The sequence below is a fragment of the Burkholderia semiarida genome (assembly GCF_029268935.1).
In the GTDB taxonomy this organism is placed as follows: domain Bacteria; phylum Pseudomonadota; class Gammaproteobacteria; order Burkholderiales; family Burkholderiaceae; genus Burkholderia; species Burkholderia semiarida.
In genome coordinates, this window is record NZ_JAHLCL010000008.1 from 854,697 (window position 1) to 878,612 (window position 23,916).

The following is a 23,916-nucleotide window of genomic DNA, read 5'->3' on the forward strand; positions in this document are numbered from 1 at the left end:
CGTGGGCGTTGCCTCCCGACCCACTTCCGTCGGCCGATTCCAACGGGATTGACGTTCGGCATTGACGGACCATCGGTCGTTCAGGATGGCGGGCATGCGTCGTTCGCGATCGAAGCGGGTGCACGGAGGTTGTTACCGTCGACAGGTGCACGAGACGGCTTGCTTCGCGGCGCGAACACGACGCTCGGCATTCGGCACACTCGTCGGCTCGCGGCACGCACGCAGCACATGGTAATGAGGCATTCCGTCCCGGTCGATGTGCACGGCCGATACCGACGGACGGCGCTTTCATAGATCGACAACTGACGCGCCGTTCACCTTCCCGTCGACGATGTCCTTGCCTTGCTGCCGGGCCGCCCGCCTCGCCACTCCAAAGTCGGAGAATGTGTGGGGCTGGTTCAGTCGGAAAACACGGCTTGAAGGCGCGCTTGCCATCGAGGCCGGGCGACATATGCGCACGGCGATGTCATACCCTTCGGCGTAACGGGAATGCCTGTCAAAGCGATGGAACGTGCAGGAGAAGACAAGGGGATGAAGTTCGTACCCCTTATAGAGAAGAAACGGATAGGTTGGCATGTTGGTTGCTCCATAAGGGGAAGCCCACTATACACGGAACGGTTGGGGCGGGGTGACGCGGATGACGAGGCGCGCATCCGCACTCGTCGCGGCCAGCCGAAATAAAGTGGTTGCCTGTCCGGCGATACGCGTATGATGGTTTCATCCGAGCCGCATGCGTATCGATGGCTCCCCCTTCCAGCCTGGGCCGCACCCCTGGCTTGCGCACGGTATTTCCGTCTCTTCGACCCGCGGTGCCGTGCGGCATGCATCCGTCGGAACCGGCTCCCGTGCCGCCGTTCGAGCGAACCCTGGTGTTCTCGCTGGGCATCGATTCAAGATGCAAATATTAATCAAAGGCGGCGAACATGAGCTGGTACTGCGATGTGGAGCGCGAATTGGTACATATCAGGCGATCGATCGGGCTGCTTGAACAAGCCCAACACGCCTTCGTCAACAAATCGTCCGTAAGTGATCCTTCGTATTGGCGGATCAGGCTCAACAAACTCCGCAAGCAATCCAACCGAAACAGGATCCTCGAGCTCCAGGTGGACGAGCTTTTAGGGCGCATCGACGGAATTCAAGTTCCGCGCTGCGGCAAATAGGCCTCTGTTCCGCCACCGTTGTTATTCCGCGGCTGCACGCGTAACCGGGGGGGCAGCTCGAGCAAGCCGATTTCAAATTCAGGAGCAACATCATGATTGACGCCAGCCCAAGCAACACGTTTCGACATCTCCCGCTCTCGCCGGAGCAAGACGCGGAAATCCGGCATTACATAAAGAGGAAGGAGCAAAGGGGCGAGCAATGGGATACCCAGGAACTGGCAATGATGCTCGGCGACATGCTTGCGCCTCCGCCGGGCGACGACGAGAAGCCGGAGCCCACCGTTGAAGAAACGAGACTGGCATGCGAGTTTGCATTGGCATCGATCGACGAAGCCATGGGATCTGTTTCCGCCAGCGAAGAACGGCTCGCCGCGGTGGAGGCCGAGGAAATGAAACACCCCAGGGGATAGGGCATTGCCGACACCCATGCGTCACGTCCACGATTGTGAAGGACAAGAAAAAAGGCCCTTGCGGGCCTTTCGTGGACGAAGGTGAGGGCAGCGCTTACCGCGTCAACTGGGTAAAACCATCCAGCAACCGTTCGACATCGGCCGCCTGAATCGCCCCCATCGTCGAGATCCGGAACAGTTCCTTCGACAGCCCGCCTTGCCCGGCGTAGATCACGAAGCCGCGCGCCTTCAGCCCGTCGTGCAGGGTTTCGTACGTCACACCCTGCGGCAGCCTGTACGCACGCAAAACCACTGACGACTCGCCTTCCGGCAGCACCAGCGGCATCCCGCGTGCAACAAGCCCCGCCTGCGCCTGATCGGCAAGCGCCTTGTAATGCGCATGCCGAGCACGCCAGCCGCCGGCCTCATCGAACTCGCGCAGCGCTTCGACCAACGCGTAATACGCATGCACGGACGGCGTAAACGGCGTATTCCGCTGATCCTGCAGCTTCGCAAGCCGGCCGAGATCGAGATAGTACGTGCGGCTCGCGGCCTTCGCGAGCGCACTACGGCGCACGATCACGAACGCGGCACCCGGCACACCATGCAGGCACTTGTTCGCGGTCGCGGCAACCGCATCGATGTCGCCACCTGCAAAATCGATCGCTTCCGCGCCGAAGCTGCTGACGCCGTCCACGAGCATCTTCACGCCGCGCGCACGGCACACCTCGGCGATGGCGCCGAGGTCGTTCAGCCGGCCCGTCGTCGTTTCGTGATGGATCACCGCGACATGCGAGTAGCGGCCCGCGTCGAGGCGAGCGCCAATCTGTGCGACATCCGGCGCCTGCATCCACTCGTGCTTCAGCACATCGTGCGCGATGCCGTACTGCGTGGCGATCTGCGTGATCCGCTCGCCGTACACGCCGTTCTCGATCACGAGCAGCTTGCCGTCCTGCGGCACGAGCGCGGCGATCATGCTTTCGACGGCGGCGGTGCCGGAACCCGTCATCAGCACGGCGGCCCATTCGGCCGGGTCGAGTTCATACGCGGCAACGAGCCGCGCGCGCGCTTCATCCTGCAAGTCGAAGAATTCGCCTTCGCGATGGCACAGGTCGGGTTGCAGCAGGCTGCGGCGCACGCGTTCGGAGAGCGTGACCGGGCCGGGGTTCAGCAGCAGCATCAATGGGCTCCTTCGACGTGGGCTTCGGTCTGCGCGGCGCCGATGTGCCGCATCAGACGGGTCTTGACCTCGACCGGCGTGACGGTCGGGCGCGGCAGGCCGTCGGGCACGCCGGTGCGGATTGCAATGCGCACGAACTGTGCACCGTCGCCCGTGGCAGCCAGCGCCGCATCGAGCACGTCGAGCGTATCGCCTTCGACCGCCGACGCATAACCGCACGAAGCGGCGACACCCGCGAACGACACATGCTGCGACACCGTCGCCTGGCCGCCCGTCGATTCGTGCGCGCCGTTGTCGAGCAGCACGTGCGTGAGGTTGGCCGGGCCGTAGGTGCCGAGCGTCGCGAACACACCCATGCGCATCAGCGCGGCGCCATCGCCGTCGACGGCCACCACGCGCAGGTCGGGCCGTGCGAGCGCGAGGCCGAGCGCGAGCGGCGTCACGCAGCCCATCGAGCCGACCATGTAAAGCTGGTTCGGGCGATCGTCGAGCGCGTAGAGTTCGCGGCCGCAGAAACCGGTCGACGCGAGCACGACGGTCGAATCGACCGGCGTATGCGCGATCACGCGCTGCAGCGCGTCGTGACGGGTCGGCCATGCATCGGCCGACGCGGCGCGCGCCGACGATTGTGCGGCGACGTGCGCGCGCGGCGTCGCGGCCGGGTTCGCCTTCAGTTCATACGGCGCGACGCTGCCTTTCTGCATCACGAGCGCGTACGGGCGGCCCGTCGCGTCCATGTGCGCGATCGCGCGGTCGAGTGCCGGGCCGACCTGTTCCGGGTCGGTCGGGAACGTCTCCCACGGGATCTCCATCGTGTCGAGCATCGCGGGCGTGATCGGGCCCATCAGCGCGTGCTGCGGCTCGTCGGCCACGCCCGGCTGGCCGCGCCACGTGACGATCAGCAACTGCGGCAGGCGGAACGTCCAGGTGAGCGACGTGAGCGGGCTCACCGCGTTGCCGAGCCCCGAGTTCTGCATCATCGCGATTCCGCGCTTGCCGCCGAGCGTCGCGCCGGCGATCAGTGCGACCGCGTCGCCTTCGTTCGCGGCCGACACGTAATGCAGCGTCGGGTCCTGCAACACGTAATTGATGAACGGCGTCAGGTACGAGCAGGGCACGCCCGCGTACCAGTCGAAGCCGCGTTCGCGCGCGGCCTCGACGAACTGGGCCGCTTCGATCATTGCGCGCCCCCGTTGGCGGTGCCCGGCTCGGACAGCGGCGTCTGGCCGTGTGCGAAATCGCCCGCGCGGCGGAAGTCTTCGAGGTCGTTGACGCCGCGCCAGTGGCCGTGCACGTACTGCACTTCGATCTTCTCGCCGGCGGCAATCAGTTCGTTCAGCAGCGACGGGATGTCGAGCGTGTCGAAATCAGGACGCGCCTGCAGCGTCGCGAGCATCGCCTTCAGGCGGTCGACGCCGGCGCCGCGCACGTTCAGCAGGCCGATCCAGCGGCCGTGCGGGGTGCCCGCGGCGACGTCGCTCGACACGCGCTGCAGGTAGGTCTTCTGGCCGAACAGGCCGCGATCGTCGGCCGCCGAGCAGAGGGCGAAGTCGCGCACGCTCTGGTTGGTCTCGGTGAGCGACGAATCGACCACCACGCTGAACTCGGCCTCGCTCTCCGCGAGGTCGCGCACGATGTAGCTGCGGAACAGCAGGTCGCCGTACGAGATCACGGTGTCGCCGGTCAGGCGGTCGGCCGCGCAGGCGAGCGATGCGAGTTCGCCCGTCTGCGCATGGCGCTCGTTGACGACGAGCTTGATGCCCGACGTGTCGATCGCATCGGCGCGATAGCCGCCGACCACGGTGATGTCGTTTACGCCGTGCGTCTTGAAGCCGTCGACGAGCCAGCGCAGCAGCGGCTTGCCGGCGACCGGCAGCATGACCTTGGGTTTATCTTCGGTGACGGCTTCGAGGCCCTTGCCGCGGCTCGCGGCGAGCACGATCGCCGCATTCGACGCGCGCGACGACGAAGACAGGTAGATACGCTCGGCCGCCGAGTACTCGTCGGCGTCCTGCAGGCGGAAGATCTCGTTGACCGATGCGACGCGGTCCTCGACGTTGATCAGCGTTTGGCTCTCGTAGATCTCGCGCGCGGTCGCCTGCATCGCGGATGCCGACGCGCGGATCAGGTGGTTCGCCCAGATCACGGTGCTGATGCCGGCCTGGCGGAACACGTCGGTCGGCGTGCTGTAGTACTTGGTCGGCACGATCACGAGCGGCGCCTTGCCGCTCCATTCGCGCGCGAACTGCAGGATTTCGTCGGGGCGCGACAGCTTGCTGTGGATCAGGATCGCGTCGGCGCCGGCTTCCGCGTACGCGTTCGCGCGGCGCAGCGCCTCGTCCATCCCCCAGCCCGCGATCAGCGCTTCGACGCGCGCGACGATCGAGAAGTCGGGGTCGGTCTGCGAATCCTTGCCGGCCTTGATCTTGCCGCAGAATTCGTCGATCTCGGCGAGCGGCTGGCGTTCGCCGCCGATGAAGCTGTTGGTCTTCGGAAACTGCTTGTCCTCGATGCACACGCCGGCGATGCCGCGCTGCTCGAGCTTCTTCACGAGACGGCGCACGTTGTTGAAGTTGCCGTAGCCGGTGTCGCCGTCGAGCAGGATCGGCAGGTCGCTCGCGTCGGCCATGAATTCGAGCACGTCGACGACCTGCGTCCAGCTCGCTTCGTTGTTGTCGCGCACGCCGAACTGCGCGGAGATCGCGAGGCCCGAGGCCCAGATGCCCTTGAAGCCGGCCTCGCGGACGATCCGCGCGGACAGGCCGTTGTGCGCTTCCATCAGGAATTCGAGATCGCTGCTGACGAGCATGCGGCGCAGGCGCGCGCTGCGCGATTCGGTGAAGTTGGGTTCGCGTGCGTTCATCGTGCGGCTCCGGCGGTAGTGCGTTGAATCAGGGGAAGAATGTCTTGCGTCGCGCGTGCGACGTCGTTCGGGAAATCGATCTCGATCCACGGCGAGCCGGTGACGTCGGCGACGTCGAACGAATGGCCGCCTTCGAGCAGCAGGTCGCGCACGGCTTCCTCGTGCGGCATGTTCGCGCGGCCGCTGTCGACGTAGCCCGCGACGATCGTCGCGAGGCGGCGCGCGGTGCCTTCGGTGAAGCGGAAGAAGCCGACCGATTCGCCGATCGTGTCGTAGTCGAGGTCGACCGCGAGCTGCTTGCGCAGCTCGACCGGCACGCCGTTCTTCAGGCACAGCTTGACGGGCTCGTCGCCGGCCTCGAAGTCGCGGTCGATCAGCAGGCGGTCGACCGCGCGATCGGAATCGGCCACCAGCGCGTGCAGGATGTTCTCGTCGTACAGCACGTCCGCGTCCATCAGCAGCACGTCGCCGCCGCGCGTCATCGCCTCGGCGACGGTATGCACGGTCAGCACGCTGCCGAGGTCGTAGCGGTCGTTGATCACGATCTCGGCGGTGCGGCCGAGGCGCTTCAGTTCCTGCTCGACCTTCTCGTGCTGAAAGCCGAGCCCGAGCACGATCTCGTCGACGCCCGCGGCGTCGAGCACGCGCAGATGGCGCTCGAGCAGCGACACGTCGTCGAAGCGCAGCAGGCACTTCGGAAACTGCGCTTCGGGCGGTTGTTGCAGGCGCAAGCCGAGGCCTGCCGCAAGAATGATGGCTCGCATGGGTTCTCCAACCAAAAAGCCGGCGATCTGAACGATCAGTCGGCGAGCGGCTGCGGCGCACGGCGCCGCTGCCAGTTTCTTTCACTGAAATGCAGATAGAGCAGGCCGGGCAGGCCGAGCGCGAGTTCGCGCGCACGCTTCGCGAGCGACAGCGCGAGCGCCGCGTCGGGCGGCAAGCCGACCAGCGGCGCGAGCAGCAGGTAGCCGCCTTCCTGCGCGCCGAGCGAGCCCGGGATCGCGAAGGCCGCGCCGCGAATCGCCTGGCCGACGCTTTCGAGCAGCAGCGCGTCGAGCCAGCTCACCGGATGCCCGAGGAAGTGCAGCGCGAGCCACACTTCCGCGGTGCCGACGATCCAGCCGACGAGGCTCAACGCGAAGGTCTTCGCGACTTTCGCGCGATCGCGGTACAGCGCGCCGACGGCGCCGTCGATCGCGTCGGCGCGCGTGGCGAGCGACGACCAGTCGCGCGGGCCGAGCAGCTTCGACGCGAGGCGCAGGCCGCGGCCGAACAGGCCGCGCCGCTGCGCCAGATAGAACATCACCGCGAGCGCGCCGAGCACGCCGGTGGCGATCAGCGCGGGCGTGCGCAGGTGCGCGACCGACTCGTGCGTCGCATACAGGCTGAACGCGGCGATGCCGATCAGCGCGAAGGCCATCTGCGAGAGCGCCTGCATCGTCGTGCCGACGGTCACGGCGGCGGCCGCGTCGGCCATCCGCGTGCCGCGCTGCGCGAGGTGGCGCACCATCAGTACGGGGCCGCCGATCTGCCCGGCGGGCAGCAGGCTGTTCACCGATTCGCCGACCCAGCGCGCGCGCAGCGCATTGCCGAGTTCGGCGCCCGGCTGCCCGCGGCGGAACATGACCGTAATGGCTACTGCGTCGATCACGAGCGGCACGACGTGGAACGCCGCGACGAGCGCGAGGCCCCAGCCGGCCGCGAGGAACGTGGACGCCACCGCGCCGACGCCTTGCCAGGCCAGCAGGGCGATGAAGAGTGCGGTCCCGAGGGACAGCAGGATGAGGCCCGCGCGTGTCATGACCCGCTCGTGCGTCGCGTCGCCAACTGCTTGAAGACCTGGCGGAAACCGAAATACGCGATCGCGTCCTTCATGTTCGAGATGAAGCGCTTCCACGGCCGCATGCCGGGGTTCGTCACGTATTCGAACGTGAGCGACACGCGCATCTCGTTCTGGCCGAGCGGCGTGATGCGGTGGCGCAGCTTGTCGCCGTCGAACAGCACGATGCCGCCGTCGGCGATCTGCACGGAGCCCGGTTCGTCGGGCACGTCCGGGTTGCGCGTATGCAGCTCGTAGTCGAGTCGGCACGACGATTCGTCGATAACGCCGATCAGCAGCGTGTAGCGGCGGCCGTCGTAGTACGACGTATCGTAGTGCCAGCCGATGTGGTCGCCGGGTTTCGTGTAGTAGTAGAGCGCGTACGCGTGCGGATCGTCGTCCGGCGACAGCATCAGCTTGTCGCCGGTGATTTTCTCGAGGAAGCCGATCAGCGCCTTCGAGCGATACAGCTCGGCGATGTACGGCGCCTGCTCGTCGATCGTATGGCGGCTCACGCTGCCGCCCTGCTTGTGGCCGGGCAGGTAATTGCGGTTCAGGCCGGCCTGCATCGCGCGCGCGGCATCCGCCAGCTTCGCGTGCGCGTCGGCCGGCAGGAATGCGTCGAGATAGAGGAACGAGCCCTGGCGCGTGTAGTCGCCGCGCAGGCGCTCGAGGTCGAGCCGGCCGACGCAGTCGGCCACGGTGCGATCGGGATCGGCCGCCTTCGCGCGCACGGGCGCGGGGCGTGCCGGGCTCAGCACGGAATCGTCGCGCGTGCTAGGAGTCATTTGGAAGCCTGGATTTCGGTTGAATTCTGCGAAAGGTCGCCGCGGTTGCCGCGCCGCACGACGCGCCACCAGTCGATCACGACCCAGGCGGCGAACAGCGGGGCGCCGATCGACGCCGCGAGCAGGAACGGCTGCACGCCGTCGACGAGCGTCACGATCGGCAGCAGGTACAGCACGTCCTCGGTTTCGAAGCCGCCGGCGAACGCCTGCTTGGTGCCGGCCTTGCCGGCGATCGATTCGATCCGCATGCGCAGGAAGAAGATCAGCGCGACGGCCGCGCCGGCCACGGCGCCGAGCAGCACCGGCGACGCGGCCATCTGGCCGCCCTGGGCGACGATGCCGACGCCCATGCTGACGAACAGCGCGACCGTGACGAGCGCATCGGCCGCGAGGTCGTAAAAATGACCGATCTTGCTGGACTTGCCGCTGATGCGCGCGAGCTCGCCGTCGGTATGGTCGACGAAGTTCGACAGCACGATCAGGAACGCACCCGCATTGCTCCAGCCGAAGCCGCCGTGCGCGAGGCACCAGGCGCCGGCGAGGCCGATCAGCAGACGAAGGGTGGTGAGGTGATTCGGGGTGACCGGCGTATCGACGAGCGGTCGGACAAGCGAGCGCGCGAGCCGCGCATCCCACGTGCGTGGCAGGGGCGGTTCGGGGTGTGTGGCGGTTTTTCTTTGGTCCATCGGCGAAATATATACGGAATTGTAATTTGTTGCTTTTTATTCGATCAATGTCCTGACATGCGGGAGTGTTACCGCGTCTTGCAGGCATCGGGCGGTTCGAAAACGCGCCGGCGAACGAGGCCGCCGACCGGGCGGCCGGACCCACTTTCCAGTGTGGTCCGCATCGCGCGGCTGTCAAGGCCGCAGGGGCTTCGCGGGCCGGCGCGGCGGCGCTTCTCGCGCCGGCCGGCCGGCGGCGCGCGATGGACCGGAGCTTGACCTCCGTCAGGCCGGGAAAGAGCGCAGCGGGCGACAATCGGCCACGCCGGACGGGTGTCGTCCGTTGCCGAACCAAAGGCCGTCAATGTCGAGGGACATCCGTCGATTGATGCGCGACGGCCGGCGATCGCGAACCGGCGATTCCGCCCCGGTGCTTTCACGTACCTTTCGCGCGCATCGCGCGGGCCGATCGCCTGTCACGGAACGACCGTTCGATACCCGACAAATCCGGCAAGGATCTTTTGCATCCAGCGGACATTTCGCGGCGATCGCCTCTGCGATACTCCGACCGTGCCCGTGGTGCCGGGCCGCCCCTCGCGGCCCCAAGGGCTTCGCGTCGCTCAGGAGACACCCCCCGCGACGTCAACGACAGACCAAAGCGTCAGATAACCAGCCATGTCTTCATCACGCATCCTCGCTCCCGCCCTGCGTTCGCTCGTCCGCACCGCCGACGAAGCCGCCGCGCTGATCCGCCCCGGCATGACCGTCGCCATGAGCGGCTTCACCGGGTCGGGCTATCCGAAGGCCGTGCCGGCCGCGCTGGCCGCCCATATCGACGCGGCGCACGCGCGCGGCGAGGACTTCCGGATCAACGTGCTGACGGGCGCGTCGACCGCACCGGAACTCGACGGCGCGCTCGCCCGCACCGACGGCATCTCGATGCGGCTGCCGTACCAGTCCGACCCGACGTTGCGCGACAAGATCAACGGCGGCGAAGTCGATTACCAGGACGTCCACCTGAGCCACGTCGCGCAATACGCATGGTTCGGGCTGTACGGCGATCTCGACGTCGCGATCGTCGAAGTCGCGGGCATCCGCGAGGACGGGCTGCTGATTCCGTCCGCGTCGATCGGCAACAACAAGACCTGGCTCGAGCGCGCGAAGCACGTGATCCTCGAAGTGAATGCGCGCCAGCCGCTCGGCCTCGACGGGATGCACGACATCTACTACGGCACCGCGCTGCCGCCGCACCGCAAGCCGATTCCACTGACGAAGAGCGACGACCGGATCGGCGAGCCGTACCTGCGCTGCCCGGCCGACAAGATCGTCGCGATCGTCGAAACCGACGCGCCGGACCGCAGCAATGCGTTCACCGCGCCTGACGCGACCTCCAGGCAGATCGCGCTGCACCTGATCGACTTCCTGCGCCACGAAGTGAAGCGCGGCCGCCTGCCGGAAAACCTGCTGCCGCTGCAGTCGGGCGTCGGCAACATCACGAACGCGGTGCTCGCGGAACTGAGTTCGGCCGGCTTCTCGAACCTGACGGCCTACACCGAGGTGATCCAGGACGGCATGCTCGACCTGCTCGACGACGGCACGCTGAGCTTCGCGTCGGCTACCGCGCTGTCGCTGAGCCCGGCCGCGGTGCAGCGTTTCGCCGACGACATCGCGACGTTCCGCGAGAAGATCGTGCTGCGCCCGCAGGAGATCAGCAACCATCCGGAACTCGTGCGCCGCCTCGGTTGCATCGCGATGAACGGGATGATCGAGGCCGACATCTACGGCAACGTGAATTCGACGCACGTGATGGGCACGAAGATCCAGAACGGCATCGGCGGCTCGGGCGACTTCGCGCGCAACGGCTATCTGTCGTGCTTCATGTCCGCGAGCACCGCGAAGGGCGGGGCGATCTCGCGGATCGTGCCGATGGCGAGCCACGTCGACCATACCGAGCACGACGTCGCGGTGGTCGTCACCGAGCAGGGGCTGGCCGACCTGCGCGGCCTGTCGCCGAAGCAGCGCGCGCGCAAGATCATCGCGACCTGCGCGCACCCGGACTACCGCCCGATGCTCGAGGATTACTTCGAGCGCGCGTCGCGCGAAAGCTTCGGCAAGCACACGCCGCATCTGCTGGCCGAAGCGCTGTCGTGGCACGAGCGCTACGTGCGCACCGGGACGATGAAGGCCTGACGAGCGGGCCCGCGGCGGACGCGCGCCCGTCGCAGTCGAGCGACGGAATGCCGGGCACCCGCCGCAGGAACAGCGTCGACAGCTCCATCGCGAGCGTGGCGCCCGCGTCGATCACAGCAGTTCGAACGGGCCGCCGGGCGTGCTCGTCGCGCACGTCGGCCGCGGACGGCGATGGTGCGGCGGCGCGACGGAGTACGACGCGGGGCCAACGGTTTCATGGGGGGGCCGGACTTGTCTTGATGGAGTCGAGCGACTATCTTGCAACCTCAAGCGAACTTGAGGTCAAGCATGAGCCGACTGGACATTGCGGAGGTAGCGCGGCGCACGGGACTGCCTGCATCGACGCTGCGTTATTACGAGGAAAAGGGACTGATCGTCCCGATCGGCCGGCATGGGCTGCGGCGGCAATACGACGAGTCGGTGCTGGAGCGTCTGGCGTTGATCGCGCTCGGCCGCGAGGCCGGTTTCTCGCTCGACGACATCCTCGCGATGGTCGGCACCGAGGGCCGGCCCGCGATCGACCGCGCGAAACTCGATGACAAGGCCGACGAGCTCGACCGCACGATTCGCCGTCTCGGCGCGGTGCGCGATGCGCTGCGGCATGCGGCCGTATGCCCGGCGGCGAACCATCTCGAATGCCCGTCGTTCCAGAAGCTGCTGCGCATTGCCGCGCATCGTCATCCGGCGCGCCGCGCGAAGCCGGAAGGTGCGTAGGCAGCGAGCCCGCGCGAGGCAGGATGCGCCGCGATAGCCGTTCGACGGAAGGACGGCTACGTGGCGACGTCACGGGTTCGACGTGCCGAATGCGACGAGGCGACATCGTCCGTGCCGGCTTCGGCGTCCGCGAAACAGCCGCGCCTGCTCATCCCGCGTAATACACGCGGCATTCCATTTCGCGCCCGCGCACGATTCGCTTGCCGACGAGTGCGCCGTACGTTTCGGTGAACACGGTGCGCTGGTGCTCGCACTGCGCGGCGTCGTAGAAGTAGAGCGACACCCAGTCGGTCGGGCGCCCGGCTTCCGGCGTGCGCATGGCGGCCTGCTGGCTCAGCGCCGTGAAATGCCAGCCGCCCTTGGTCATGTGCATCACGGGCGGCGGCACGTAACCGTCCGCGTTCGGGCGCCGGTGCGTGAGCGTCGGCAGCACGCCGGCGGCCGCCTTGTTGCGGTACTGGCGATCGATGTAAAGCAGCAGTTCGACCGGCGGCTCCGTGCCGGGGCCGGCGTTTCGCATGTGACCTTGCCAGCGTCGGCGGCGGCTCAGCACGTCGTCGAGCGCGGCGCGGATGCCGACCGCGCGCCGCGGGCCGACGCCCGCGATCGTTTCGAGCTGGCCGTTGCGGGCCGCGCGTTCGAGTTCCTCCAGCGTATCGATGTGCAGCGCGTCATGAATGCGCAGCGCGAGCGCGTGACCGATGCCCGGCACGGCTTCGAATGCGGACGCGCGTTCCGCGTCGCCGCGCAGGCGGTCGAGCTGGCGCCAGCGGCCGGTCACCAGCAGCTCGGCGATCGCCTGCGCGACGCCCGCGCCGACGTCGGGCAGCGCGCCGAGCGCCTCGACGCCGCCGGTTTCGAACACGGTGCGGACGTCGCGGTCGAGCGCATCGACCGTGTCGGCCGCCGCGCGGTACGCGGCGACCCGGTACGGATTCGCGCCCTGGTCGACGAGCCGTTGCGCGGCCTCGCGCAGGCAGGCCGCGATAGGCTGGTTTTCCTCGTACGTCTGGCTGACGGTCGACTGCATGGCGACGGACCCGAAAAGCACAAACGGAATGGCTGCGGCGAGCGATGCGCCGGTCGGCTTTCAACCATTGTCGTGACGCGCGATGAAGAAAACTTGATGTGCGTCAATGGCAAACGTAGCACAGGCGCGCCGTGCACGGTCATGCAGCATTTCGGCACGACCGTGCGCGGCGCGCGATGCGGTTACGCGTCGAGAAACGACTGCGCGTTCTCGGCCTCGGCGGCCGTGCGCAGCGCGGCGAGCGCCCGTTTCTCGATTTGCCGCACGCGCTCGCGCGACATTCCCGCATCCTGCGCGATCGCGTCGTAGGTGTCGGGCTCGGCGCCACCCAGGCCGAACCGCCGGCGCAGCACGTCGGCCTCGGTCGGCGTGACCGACCGCAGCAGCGACAGCACGCATTCGCGCATGCGCGTGTCGGCCAGTTGCTCGAACGGGCTGGCCGATGCCCGATCCTCGATCAATTCCACGAGGCCGGTATCCGCATCGGGCAGCGGCGTGTCGAGCGAAACCGGCTCGGCCGGCAGCGCGAGCACCGCGCGCAGCTTGTCTTCGTCGAGGCCGGTTTCGGCCGCGAGTTCGGCCGGCGTGGCCCGACGGCCCGTCCGCTGGCGAAAGCGCAGCACATGCCGCTGCACGCGCTGATACTGGTCGCCGACGTGCACCGGCACGCGGATCGTGCGGGAGCGATCCGCGACCGCCCGTGCGATCGCCTGGCGGATCCACCACGTCGCATAGGTCGAGAACTTGAACCCGCGCCGGTATTCGAATTTCTCGATCGCGCGCATCAGGCCGAGGCAACCGTCCTGCACGAGGTCGGACAGGTCGACGCCGCGGTTCAGGTACTTGCGCGCGATCGACAGCACGAGCCGCAGGTTCGCCTCGAGCATCGCGCGCGTTGCATCGCGCACCTTTTGCTGGCCGTCGCTCAGCGCCGCCGCGAGCGCGCGCCGTGCGACCGCATCGAAGTGCGCTGCATCGACCGCCGACGGATCGTGCGGTGCGCTCGCGAGTGCGCGCACGGTACGGCTTGCGTCGTCGACGGCCGGCGCGACCCAAGCGAGCGAGCCGAGCAGGGCGGCCACGTGGTTGCGCGCGTCGCGATATTCGTCCGAACGGCTGCCATGCGCATGCAGCGCGCCGCGCAGCGCCGAGACCGCCGCGTGCAGCGCATCGTAGCGGGCGGGCGCCGGCGTATCGTCGTCGCCGTCGGCCGACCCGGTCGCGCCTGTCGTGCGATGACGCTCGAGCAGCACGTCGACCGCGGGCGGATAGCCGGCGATCGCATGCAATACCTGATGACGGCCCGTCTCGATTTCGCGGGCGAGCGCGATTTCGCCTTCGCGCGTGAGCAGCGGCACCGCTTGCATGCGCCGCATGTAGAGCGCGAGCGGATCGGTCGACGCGCTCGTGCCGCGTGCGAGGTCGCCGAGCATGGCCCTGCCTTCGTCGAGCGCGTCGCGATCGACCTCGACCGGCGCCGCGCCGGCGAACGGTGCGGGCGCGGCCGGCTCGTCGAGTACCGCGATGCCGATGTCGGCGAGCGCGGCGCGTACGACGTCGAGCGCATCGGGGCTGTCGCTTTCGGGCGGCAGCGCGTCGACGAGGTCGGCGTGCGTCAGATAACCCTGCTCGCCGGCGAGCGCCAGCAACTGGATGATCGGATCGAGCGGTGTGTCCGCCCGGAGAGTGGGGCGTGGCGTAGTCATGTCGATGGCGGCGCGAGCCGCGTTCCTGTCTGGGCGGGCCGAAGCTCGCCGGTTTGCGGTTGCCGGTGGATCGCGGACGCCCGTCCGCGCCGGTCAGCCCGACATCGTTCAAGTTGAGGGCATTTGCGCCAACTTCAACGCCGGCGCCGCGGACGGGCCAGCACGCGGCGTGCCCGCGCGGCGCGCCGGAGCAGGAAACAAAAAGTAACCGATCATACGCGCGGAAATCCGCAGGGGACGTAAGCTAGAGTCACGCGCGCCGCCTGGCGGTGGCGCACGGATTCCGCCGGAGTACGAGATGAACCCGATTCCCGCCGCGAGGCCGGCCGTCGTCGCGCTGGCCGCACTGATGCTTGGCGGCTGCTACTACACGAGCCCGTACGGCTATGCACCTTATTACGCACCCGTGCCCGCCACGGTGACGCAGCGCGAGATTCCGGCTGCACCGGCCACGCCTGGCCCGGCCCAGTCGACCGTGCCGCAAGCGCAGGTCGACGCCGGCACGGCGGTGCCCGTGTATGTCGCCCCGGCCTACGTGCCGGCGCCGTATCCGTATTACTACCCGGCGTACTACTCAGGCTGGTACGGGCCGCCCGTGACGATCGGCTTCTGGGGCCGCTGGGGCGGCGGCGGATACTGGGGCGGGCGCGGCGGGTACTGGCATCGTCCGTGGGGTGGCGGGCATTGGGGTGGCGGCCATGGGGGCGGGGGCCACTGGGGTGGCGGCCACTGGGGCGGCGGCCATCGGCACTGACGGGCGCGCGGCGGCGCGGCGCGGGAGAGCATCATGTTGAACACGATTGTCCGAAGTCTGTGCGTCGTCCTGGCCGGCCTCGCGGCCGTGCCGGGCGTCGCCGATGCGCAGAGCAGCGCTTACACGAATTCGCCGGCCGAGCTGTTTGCGGGGCCGGCGCCCGATTATCCGGTGGTCGCGCAGATTCCGCCCGGCACCGCGCTGGACGTATTCGGCTGCCTGAGCGACTACACGTGGTGCGACGTCGCGCTGCCGGGCGTGCGCGGCTGGATCGATGCGCAGTTGCTCGACTATCCGTACCAGGGCAACTATGTGCCGCTGCTCGAGTACGGCGCGATCATCGGTGTGCCGGTGACCGGATTCGCGATCGGCGCGTACTGGGACCGCTATTACCGGCACCGCCCGTGGTATCCCGACCGCGATCGCTGGGCGCGCCGTGCGGAGCCGCGGCTCGGTCCCGGCGGCATGCCGCCGGGGCAAGGGCGGCCGCGGCCGGGCGCACCGATGCAGGTCGCGCCGGCCGGCCCGCCGCCCGTGCATGACACGCGGCCATCGGCCACGCGCGGCGGCTGGAACGGCGCGAATCGCGTGCCGCCACCGGCTGCTCCTGCACCGACACCGATGCCGGGTGGAGTGGGTAATGCGCGCCCGGCCAGCCCGCCAGCGCCGACCCCGATGCCGGGTGGGGTGGGTAATGCACGTCCGGCCAGCCCGCCGCCGGCCGTGCCGCGCCCGTCATCGCCCATGCCGGGCGGCGAGGGCCACATGATGCCGCCGCCGGTGCGGCAGGGGGGCGGCGGTTATGCGCGGCCGCAAGGCGGCGGAAATGGCGGCGGTAATCGCGGCGCAGGCGGTGGCCCCGACGAACTCCGTCACTGAGGGCGCCGGTGCCGCGGCTTCTCCGGGCAACGGACGAAAAAAAGCCGCTCCGAAGAGCGGCTTTCGGATCGGGCGAACGGGAAGCGGGCAAGCCGCTACCCGCCGCCTGTAGCGCGTCGCATCAGTCGTCGAGCAGGGACAGGTCGCGTACCGCACCCTTGTCGGCCGACATCACCAGCTTCGCGTATGCCTTCAGCGCCGCGGACACCTTGCGCGGACGCGGCTGGGCGGGCTTCCAGCCCTTCGCGTTCTGCTCCTCGCGGCGGCGCGCCAGTTCCTCGTCCGACACCAGCACGTCGATCGTGCGGTTCGGGATGTCGATGCGGATGCGGTCGCCGTCGCGCACGAGGCCGATCGCGCCGCCCGCTGCCGCTTCCGGCGAGCAGTGGCCGATCGACAGGCCCGACGTACCGCCCGAGAAACGGCCGTCCGTCAGCAGCGCGCATGCCTTGCCGAGGCCCTTCGACTTGATGTAGCTGGTCGGGTAGAGCATTTCCTGCATGCCCGGGCCGCCCTTCGGGCCTTCGTAGCGCACGATCACGACGTCGCCGGCCTTGACCTTGTCGTTCAGAATGTTCTCGACCGCTTCGTCCTGCGATTCGGTCACGTGAGCCGAGCCTTCGAACACGAGGATGCTCTCGTCGACGCCGGCCGTCTTCACCACGCAGCCGTCGAGCGCGATGTTGCCGGTCAGCACGGCGAGGCCGCCTTCCTTCGAGAACGCATGCTCGTACGAGCGGATGCAGCCTTCGGCGCGGTCGAGGTCGAGGCTCGGCCAGCGCGTGTTTTGGCTGAACGCGACCTGCGTCGGAATGCCGGCCGGGCCGGCCAGGTAGAACGTGCGGACCGCTTCGTCCTGCGTGCGGACGATGTCCCACTGGTCGAGCGCGTCCTTCAACGTCGGCGCGTGGACGGTCGGCACGTCGGTGTGCAGCTTGCCGGCGCGCTCGAGCTCGCCGAGGATCGCCATGATGCCGCCTGCGCGGTGCACGTCCTCGATGTGGTACTTGTTCGTGTTCGGCGCGACCTTGCACAGCTGCGGCACGGTGCGCGACAGGCGGTCGATGTCCTTCATCGTGAAGTCGATGCCGGCTTCCTGCGCGATCGCGAGCAGGTGCAGGATCGTGTTGGTCGAGCCGCCCATCGCGATGTCGAGCGTCATCGCGTTCTCGAACGCCTTGAAGCCGACCGAGCGGGGCAGCACGCGTTCGTCGTCCTGCTCGTAGTGCTGGCGCGTCAGTTCGACGATGCGGCGGCCGGCGCGCTTGAACAGCTGTTCGCGATCGGCGTGCGTGGCGACGACCGTGCCGTTGCCGGGCAGCGACAGGCCGAGCGCTTCGGTCAGGCAGTTCATCGAGTTCGCGGTGAACATGCCCGAGCACGAGCCGCAGGTCGGGCACGCCGAGCGTTCGACTTCGGCGACGTCGGCATCCGAATACGACTGGTCGGCCGCGATCACCATCGCGTCGACGAGGTCGAGCTTCTTCAGTTCGATGGCTTTGGTGACCGGGTTCGCGAGGCGCGTCTTGCCGGCTTCCATCGGGCCGCCCGACACGAAGATCACCGGAATGTTCAGGCGCATCGCGGCCATCAGCATCCCCGGCGTGATCTTGTCGCAGTTCGAGATGCATACCATCGCGTCCGCGCAGTGCGCGTTCACCATGTATTCGACCGAGTCGGCGATGATGTCGCGGCTCGGCAGCGAGTACAGCATGCCGTCGTGGCCCATCGCGATGCCGTCGTCGACCGCGATCGTGTTGAATTCCTTCGCGACGCCGCCCGCGGCTTCGATCTCGCGCGCGACGAGCTGGCCGAGATCCTTCAGGTGCACGTGCCCGGGCACGAACTGGGTGAACGAGTTGACGACCGCGATGATCGGTTTCGAGAAATCGTCGTCTTTCATGCCGGTGGCACGCCACAGCGAGCGCGCACCTGCCATGTTGCGGCCGGCGGTGGAGGTTTTGGAACGGTAAGTGGGCATGGTGAAAGCTGAAGAAATATCGCGGGAAAAGGGTGGAGGCTCGGGAATAAAGGCCTCTCTCGCGCCCGTGCGAACAACCTCTTGAGCTGCGCCCTGGGCAAACTTCGCGATTATCCCACAGCCGCCGGGCCCGTGGCGCCGGCGGGAGCGGGCGAGCGGCGCGCCGGCCAGGGGCCATGCTCGCCCGGCGCGCCCGGGCTCGCCGGCACGCAGCCCGACGCAGGTCATTGCCGGCGCAACGGGCGCGCGGCTTCACCGCCCGTTCTGCCGATGGTGAAGCCGCGCCGTGCGGCTCGATCGCGCGTCAATCGAGCAGCGTCAGGATCTCGTCGTACAGCGCCTTCGGAATCCGCACGCCGTTTGCGATGCTGCGCGCGCGGGCGTCGAAGCGCCGTTGCGACGGCAGTCGCGCGCCTTGCGCGACGATCGATTCGAACATCCGTTCGCCGCGCGCGAGCCCCGCGTCGAGATCGTCGCCGAGAAACACCTTCGGGTCGAACGCGATCACGAGCTCGCCGTGGCAAGGCGTCGCGCCGACGCCTTCGTCGAAATCCATCGATTCCCGGCTCGTCATGTCGCCGATCAGCGCGCCGCCGAGCAGCTCGACCATCGCCGCGAGCGCCGAGCCCTTGTGCCCGCCGAACGTGCGCATCGCGCCCTGCAGCGCGGCTTTCGGGTCGGTGGTCGGCTGGCCGTCGGCGTCGATCGCCCAGTGCGGCGGAATCGTCTTGCCCTGTTTCGCGTGCAGCTCGATGTCGCCGCGCGCGATCGCGCTCGTCGCGAAATCGAACACGAACGGCTCGCCGCCCGGGCGCGGCCATGCGAACGCGATCGGGTTGGTGCCGAACACCGGTTCGCGGCCGCCTTCCGGCGCGACCCAGCTATGGCTGGGGTTCATCGCGATGCCGACCAGCCCTTCGGCGGCGATCGCCTCGACCTCGGGCCACAGCGCGGAGAAGTGGTAGCAATGGTTGATCGCCATCGCGGCGATGCCGTGCTGCTTCGCCATCTCGACCAGCACGGGCAGCCCGGTCTCGAAGCTCAGCAGCGAGAAGCCGCGATGCGCGTCGACCGCGACGATCGATGACGACAGCCGGCGCAGCGTCGGCACGGCTTGCGGATCGACCTTGCCTTTTTTCAGCGAGCGCACGCAGACGAGCAGCCGGTACACGCCGTGCGAATGGCACTCGTCGCGCTGGCCCTGCGTGATCACGTTGGCGATGGCGTGCGCATGCGCGTCGGACATCCCGTTGTGCGTCAGCACGCGCAGCGCGAGTGCGCGCACTTCATCGAGCGACAGGACGACTTCGGTTGCGCGCTCAGCCATGGTTCACCTCGCGCGGGGCGGGCACGCCGTCGATGCGTTGCGGCACGTGCAGCGGATTGCCGCTGCGAATCGCGTCCGGCAGCAACGCGTCCGGCACGTCCTGGTACGACACGGGGCGCAGGAAGCGCTCGATCGCGCGTGCGCCGACGGACGTCGTGCGCGTGTCGGACGTCGCCGGGAACGGGCCGCCGTGCACCATCGCGTGGCCGACCTCGACGCCCGTGCCGAAACCGTTGACGAGAATGCGGCCGGCCTTGCGTTCGAGCGTCGGGCGCAGCGCGGCGAACAGTGCCGCGTCGCCGTCGGCGAGATGCGCGGCGATCGTCAACTGACCTTCGAGCGACTTCAGCACGCGATGCAGCGTGTCGGCGTCCGCGCAGCGGACGATCAGCGACGCGGGGCCGAATACTTCGTCGCGCAACTCGGGGTGGGCGATGAACGCATCGGCGGACGTCGCGAACAGCGCCGCGCGGGCCTGGTGACGGCCGCCTTCCGCGCCTTCGGCCAGCAGCTCGACCGCATCGTGATCGCGCAGCGCCGCGACGCCTTGCGCGTAGCTCGCGTGGATAGCCGGTGTCAGCATCGTCTGCGCGGCGACGGCACGCACGGCATCGGCCGCCGCGGCTTCGAATGCGCGCAGCGCGGGGCCGTCCACCGCGAGCACGAGGCCTGGATTCGTGCAGAACTGGCCGGCGCCGAGCGTGAGCGACGCGACGAACTGCGCTGCGATGGTGTCGTGACGGGCGTCGAGCGCGGCGGGACACAGCAGCACGGGATTGATCGAGCTCATTTCCGCATAGACGGGAATCGGCTCGGCTCGCGCGGCCGCGATATGCATCAGCGCGACGCCGCCGCGGCGCGAGCCGGTGAAGCCGACCGCCTTGATGCGCGGATCGGCGACGAGCGCCTGACCGATCTCGCGCGATGCGTCGAACAGCAGCGAGAACACGCCGGTCGGCATCCCGCATTCGCGCACGGCCTGCTGGATCGCGCGGCCGACGAGTTCCGACGTGCCCGGATGCGCGGAATGCGCCTTGACGATCACCGGGCAGCCGGCCGCGAGCGCCGACGCCGTGTCGCCGCCGGCCACCGAGAACGCGAGCGGGAAGTTCGACGCACCGAACACGGCGACGGGCCCGAGCGCGACGTTGCGCAGGCGCAGGTCGACGCGCGGCAGCGGCTTGCGCTCGGGACGCGCCGGATCGATCCGCGCGTCGAGAAAGCCGCCGTCCCGGACGAGCGACGCGAACAGCGCGAGCTGCCCGACCGTGCGGCCGCGTTCGCCTTCGATGCGTGCGCGCGGCAGCCCGGTTTCGACGACGCAGCGCTCGATCAGGTCGTCGCCGAGCGCCATGATGTGGCGGCCGATCGCGTCGAGGAACGCGGCGCGCGCGTCGGGCGACGTTTCGCGATAGGTGTCGAACGCGTCGTCGGCGAGCGCGCACGCCGTTTCGAGGTCGTGCAGGCTCGCGCCGCCGAACGCCGGTTCGAGCGGTTCGCCGGTGGCGGCGGCGAGCGCGTGGAGGGTGCCGTTCTGCCCGGTGACGGCCGACGGGCCGATCAGGAGCTGACCTGTGAGTTGCATGGTTTTCCTCGGAAAAGGCAGGGCCGGGCGTACTGCGCCCGGCCGTTGGAAGGGGAAAAGGGCTGAAAAAGGGCGCGGGCGCGTCAGTCCTCGTCGTCGTCGAGTTGCAGCTTGTCGGCGCGCACGCCGGTGTTTGCGCCCCAGTAGTAGATGACGAGCGCGACGGCCGCGACGACGACCGTGTCGTACGGATGCGCGAGCCGGCCCGTGCCGCCGAAGCCGCCGAGATACGACAGCACGATCATCGCTGCATAGAACGCGATCAGCCACGCGGACGAACGCACCTGCTCGGCGAGGCTCAGCTGCGCGGTCGGCACCCAGCGGCGGCACGCGAGATAGATGACGAACATCACGATCTGCAGCCCGAGCAGCCAGGACACGGTGCTCCAGCCCGACCAGTAGACGATCAGCGCGGCGATCACGAACGACGCGGGGCCGGTGACGCCGAACGCGCTGGCGCGGAACGGCCGCGGCAGGTCGGGCGCGGTGCGGCGCAGCGCGGCGACCGACACGGGCGCGACCGCATAGCTCAATACCAGCGCGGCCGACACGATGTTGATCAGCGCTTCCCACGACGGAAACGGCAGCGTCCAGAAGATCGCGAGGCCGAACGTGAGCCACAGGCCCGCGCGCGGGATGCCCGACGCTTCGTCGACGCGTGTGAACACCTTGAAGAACGTGCCCGTTTTCGCCCAGCCGTAGACCACGCGCGGCGTCGCGTTCATGTAGATGTTGCCGCAGCCGCTCGGCGAGATCATCGCGTCGGCGACGACCATCACCGCGAGCCAGCCGACGCCGAGTGCAAGGGCGATGTCGCGGTACGGCAGTGAGAACGCCTTGCTCACGTCGTGCCAGCCGGCGGCGAGCATGGCCGTCGGGATGCTGCCGATGAACGCGAGTTGCAGCAGCACGTAGATCAGCGTCGACAGCAGGATCGACAGGATCAGCGCGATCGGGATCGTGCGCTGCGGATTGCGCACCTCGCTCGCGACCGAGACGATCGGCGTGAGCCCGAGATACGCGAAGATGATGCCGCCGGCCGACACGGCCATCTCGATGCCCGGCATGCCGAACGGCGCGAAGCCGTGCACGGTCAGGTTCGCGGGCTTGAAGAACGTGAACAGCACGCCGATCACCGCGAGCGGCACGATGAACTTGAAGACGCTGATGATGTTGTTCGCCTTCGCGAACGTCTTCACGCTCGAATAGTTCAGGTAAAAGAAGAAGCAGAGCAGCGCCGCCTGCACGAGCCAGCCGAGTGTCGTCGGGTCGCTCGATCCTTCGATCGTCAGGCCCGGAAACCACGCGGCCGCGTACTGGCGCGCGGCGACCACTTCGATCGCGATCAGGCTCGAGAACGCGATCAGCGTGATGAAGCCCATCAGGTAGCCGAGCAGCGGGCCGTGCGAGAACACCGGGTAGCGCACCACGCCGCCCGCGCGCGGCAGCGCGGCGCCGAGTTCGCAGTAGACGATGCCGAGCAGCAGCACCGCGAAGCCGCCGAGCAGCCACGAGAAGATGCCGGCCGGGCCCGCGATCGTCGATACGTGACTCGCGGCGAACAGCCACCCCGAACCGAAAATGGCGCCGAGACCGATGAACGTGAGATCGGTCAGCGACAGCTGTTTCTTGAACTTGCCGTGACCCGCGTCGGGGCGCGCGGAACGGGAAAGCGGGACGGACGGGTGTGCGTTGCCTTGGCCTGGCATGGGCTTGTCTCCTGGAGGGAATATCGGCACAGGCTCGATGTGCGCCGCGCTCCGACGGAGCAGTGGCGCTCGCCTGCAGGCCGGCGTCGCCCGGTTCGAACGACCGGGGCGGGCCGCGGCCCGTTCACGCGCGGCGTGACGCCGGGGTGGGCGTGAACGGCCCGCGGGCCATGCCGGACCGGAGACGGCGGCGCGTAGCGGGGCAAGCCCGCGCGCCGCCGCCGGGGGCGTCGATCAGAGACCGACGTCGGGCAGTACCGGGCGCGTTTCCAGCGCCTTCGCGACGATCGCCTTCACTTCCGCGAGCGTGTCGCCTTGCAGCGCGAGGCGCGGCGGACGCGTGATCGCGCTGCCGCGGCCGACCAGCTCTTCGCACAGCTTGATGCACTGCACGAGGTCCGGGCGTGCGTCGAGGTGCAGCAGCGGCATGAACCAGCGATACAGCGCGAGCGCTTCGTCGAAGCGCTTCTGCTTCGCGAGGCGGAACAGCGTTTCGCCTTCCTTCGGAAATGCGTTCGACATGCCCGACACCCAGCCTTCGGCGCCGACCGCGATGCTCTCGACCACGACGTCGTCGAGGCCCGCGAACAGCACGAAGCGATCGCCGACCGCGTTGCGCAGGTCGATGAAGCGGCGCGTATCGCCCGACGAATCCTTGAAGCAGACGATGTTCTCGCAATCCTGCAGCGCGATCAGCACGTCGGGCGTCACGTCGTTCTTGTAGATCGGCGGGTTGTTGTAGACCATCACCGGCAGGTCGGTGCTCGTCGCGACCGCGCGAAAGTGCGCGGCGGTTTCGTGCGGTTTCGCCGAGTAGACGAGCGCGGGCATCACCATCACGCCGTCGACGCCGACGCGCTGCGCTTCGCGCACCGTGTTGCGCGCGAATTCGGTCGTGAATTCGGCGATGCCGGCGATCACGGGAACCTTGCCGCCGGCCGCGTCGCGTGCGGCTTCGATCACCTGGAGCTTCTCGCTCGTCGACAGCGACGTGTTTTCGCCGACCGTGCCGCAGACCACGAGGCCCGACACGCCGTCGTTCACCAGGTTCTTGACCACGCGGTGCGTGGCGTCGATGTCGAGGGAAAAGTCCGGCTTGAACTGCGTGCTGACGGCCGGGAAAACCCCGGTCCACTGAATGGCGTTTCGGCTCACTGAAATCTCCTACGTGTTCGTA

General features: G+C 68.3%; 21 protein-coding genes. 6 read left to right on the forward strand and 15 right to left on the reverse strand.

The genetic code is table 11. From position 1 onward, the window contains the following. Positions 1-288: 288 nt before the first annotated feature. A complete protein-coding gene (locus KPB06_RS27155) occupies positions 289-576 on the reverse strand; it encodes a hypothetical protein (RefSeq protein ID WP_081066423.1) in 288 nt (95 codons plus the stop codon). Between the two features lie 347 nt (positions 577-923). Here KPB06_RS27155 and KPB06_RS27160 point away from each other — a divergent pair, with 347 nt between their 5' ends. Together KPB06_RS27160 and KPB06_RS27165 are read left to right on the forward strand one after the other, a co-directional pair. Beyond that, complete coding sequence (locus KPB06_RS27160) at positions 924-1,160, forward strand: hypothetical protein (RefSeq protein ID WP_059582368.1); 237 nt, start codon at positions 924-926, stop codon at positions 1,158-1,160. Positions 1,161-1,252: 92 nt separating this feature from the next. After that, positions 1,253-1,570, forward strand: a complete 318-nt coding sequence (locus tag KPB06_RS27165; RefSeq protein ID WP_059582365.1) for a hypothetical protein — start codon at positions 1,253-1,255, stop codon at positions 1,568-1,570. A 94-nt stretch (positions 1,571-1,664) separates the two neighbouring features. On the opposite strand, the gene KPB06_RS27170 is transcribed toward KPB06_RS27165, so the two are convergent. The 7 genes from KPB06_RS27170 to KPB06_RS27200 are packed head-to-tail and all read right to left on the reverse strand — an operon-like array spanning position 1,665 to position 8,885. Beyond that, entirely contained in the window at positions 1,665-2,729 is a 1,065-nt protein-coding gene (locus tag KPB06_RS27170) for a 2-aminoethylphosphonate aminotransferase (RefSeq protein WP_059582362.1), read from the reverse strand. Then, the gene (aepY, locus tag KPB06_RS27175; RefSeq protein ID WP_059582360.1) at positions 2,729-3,910 is read right to left on the reverse strand and encodes a phosphonopyruvate decarboxylase; all 1,182 of its coding nucleotides are present in this window, start codon (positions 3,908-3,910) and stop codon (positions 2,729-2,731) included. The genes KPB06_RS27170 and aepY overlap by 1 nt, the downstream gene beginning before the upstream one ends. Next, positions 3,907-5,592 (reverse strand): phosphoenolpyruvate mutase, encoded by a 1,686-nt coding sequence (gene aepX / locus KPB06_RS27180; RefSeq protein ID WP_089465543.1) that lies wholly within the window; start codon positions 5,590-5,592, stop codon positions 3,907-3,909. The genes aepY and aepX overlap by 4 nt, the downstream gene beginning before the upstream one ends. After that, on the reverse strand, positions 5,589-6,356 hold the full coding sequence (locus tag KPB06_RS27185) for a phosphocholine cytidylyltransferase family protein (protein ID WP_059582354.1): 768 nt from the start codon (positions 6,354-6,356) through the stop codon (positions 5,589-5,591). Before KPB06_RS27185 ends, aepX begins: the two co-directional genes overlap by 4 nt. 35 nt (positions 6,357-6,391) lie before the next feature. After that, entirely contained in the window at positions 6,392-7,393 is a 1,002-nt protein-coding gene (locus tag KPB06_RS27190) for an HpnL family protein (RefSeq protein WP_059582352.1), read from the reverse strand. Continuing rightward, a complete protein-coding gene (locus KPB06_RS27195; protein ID WP_059582349.1) occupies positions 7,390-8,199 on the reverse strand; it encodes a HalD/BesD family halogenase in 810 nt (269 codons plus the stop codon). Before KPB06_RS27195 ends, KPB06_RS27190 begins: the two co-directional genes overlap by 4 nt. Further along, positions 8,196-8,885: a CDP-alcohol phosphatidyltransferase family protein gene (locus tag KPB06_RS27200; RefSeq protein WP_059582348.1), complete on the reverse strand. Its 690-nt coding sequence runs from the start codon at positions 8,883-8,885 to the stop codon at positions 8,196-8,198. Before KPB06_RS27200 ends, KPB06_RS27195 begins: the two co-directional genes overlap by 4 nt. A 654-nt stretch (positions 8,886-9,539) precedes the next feature. Between KPB06_RS27200 and KPB06_RS27205 the strand changes: the two genes are divergently transcribed. Then, positions 9,540-11,054: an acetyl-CoA hydrolase/transferase family protein gene (locus KPB06_RS27205; protein WP_059582345.1), complete on the forward strand. Its 1,515-nt coding sequence runs from the start codon at positions 9,540-9,542 to the stop codon at positions 11,052-11,054. 288 nt (positions 11,055-11,342) lie between these two features. Next, positions 11,343-11,768, forward strand: a complete 426-nt coding sequence (locus KPB06_RS27210; protein WP_059582342.1) for a helix-turn-helix domain-containing protein — start codon at positions 11,343-11,345, stop codon at positions 11,766-11,768. A gap of 148 nt (positions 11,769-11,916) precedes the next feature. Here the strand turns inward: KPB06_RS27210 and KPB06_RS27215 are convergent, their stop codons facing one another. Together KPB06_RS27215 and KPB06_RS27220 are read right to left on the reverse strand one after the other, a co-directional pair. Then, a complete protein-coding gene (locus tag KPB06_RS27215; RefSeq protein WP_059582339.1) occupies positions 11,917-12,798 on the reverse strand; it encodes a helix-hairpin-helix domain-containing protein in 882 nt (293 codons plus the stop codon). A 182-nt stretch (positions 12,799-12,980) separates the two neighbouring features. Then, complete coding sequence (locus KPB06_RS27220) at positions 12,981-14,504, reverse strand: sigma-70 family RNA polymerase sigma factor (RefSeq protein ID WP_059582337.1); 1,524 nt, start codon at positions 14,502-14,504, stop codon at positions 12,981-12,983. 298 nt (positions 14,505-14,802) lie between these two features. Here KPB06_RS27220 and KPB06_RS27225 point away from each other — a divergent pair, with 298 nt between their 5' ends. Next, positions 14,803-15,258 (forward strand): hypothetical protein, encoded by a 456-nt coding sequence (locus tag KPB06_RS27225; RefSeq protein ID WP_059582334.1) that lies wholly within the window; start codon positions 14,803-14,805, stop codon positions 15,256-15,258. A gap of 33 nt (positions 15,259-15,291) precedes the next feature. Further along, positions 15,292-16,137 (forward strand): SH3 domain-containing protein, encoded by an 846-nt coding sequence (locus tag KPB06_RS27230; RefSeq protein ID WP_059582331.1) that lies wholly within the window; start codon positions 15,292-15,294, stop codon positions 16,135-16,137. A 121-nt stretch (positions 16,138-16,258) separates the two neighbouring features. On the opposite strand, the gene ilvD is transcribed toward KPB06_RS27230, so the two are convergent. From ilvD to KPB06_RS27255, 5 genes are all read right to left on the reverse strand, one after another. Further along, a complete protein-coding gene (ilvD, locus tag KPB06_RS27235) occupies positions 16,259-18,118 on the reverse strand; it encodes a dihydroxy-acid dehydratase (protein ID WP_059582328.1) in 1,860 nt (619 codons plus the stop codon). Between the two features lie 304 nt (positions 18,119-18,422). Continuing rightward, a complete protein-coding gene (locus tag KPB06_RS27240) occupies positions 18,423-19,445 on the reverse strand; it encodes an Ldh family oxidoreductase (RefSeq protein ID WP_059582324.1) in 1,023 nt (340 codons plus the stop codon). Further along, complete coding sequence (locus KPB06_RS27245) at positions 19,438-21,030, reverse strand: aldehyde dehydrogenase (NADP(+)) (RefSeq protein WP_059582321.1); 1,593 nt, start codon at positions 21,028-21,030, stop codon at positions 19,438-19,440. The genes KPB06_RS27240 and KPB06_RS27245 overlap by 8 nt, the downstream gene beginning before the upstream one ends. A gap of 83 nt (positions 21,031-21,113) precedes the next feature. Next, positions 21,114-22,739 carry an APC family permease gene (locus KPB06_RS27250; RefSeq protein WP_059582319.1) on the reverse strand — a complete coding sequence of 542 codons (1,626 nt, stop codon included), beginning with the start codon at positions 22,737-22,739 and terminating at the stop codon, positions 21,114-21,116. 234 nt (positions 22,740-22,973) lie between these two features. Continuing rightward, positions 22,974-23,894: a dihydrodipicolinate synthase family protein gene (locus KPB06_RS27255; RefSeq protein WP_059582316.1), complete on the reverse strand. Its 921-nt coding sequence runs from the start codon at positions 23,892-23,894 to the stop codon at positions 22,974-22,976. Positions 23,895-23,916 lie beyond the last annotated feature (22 nt).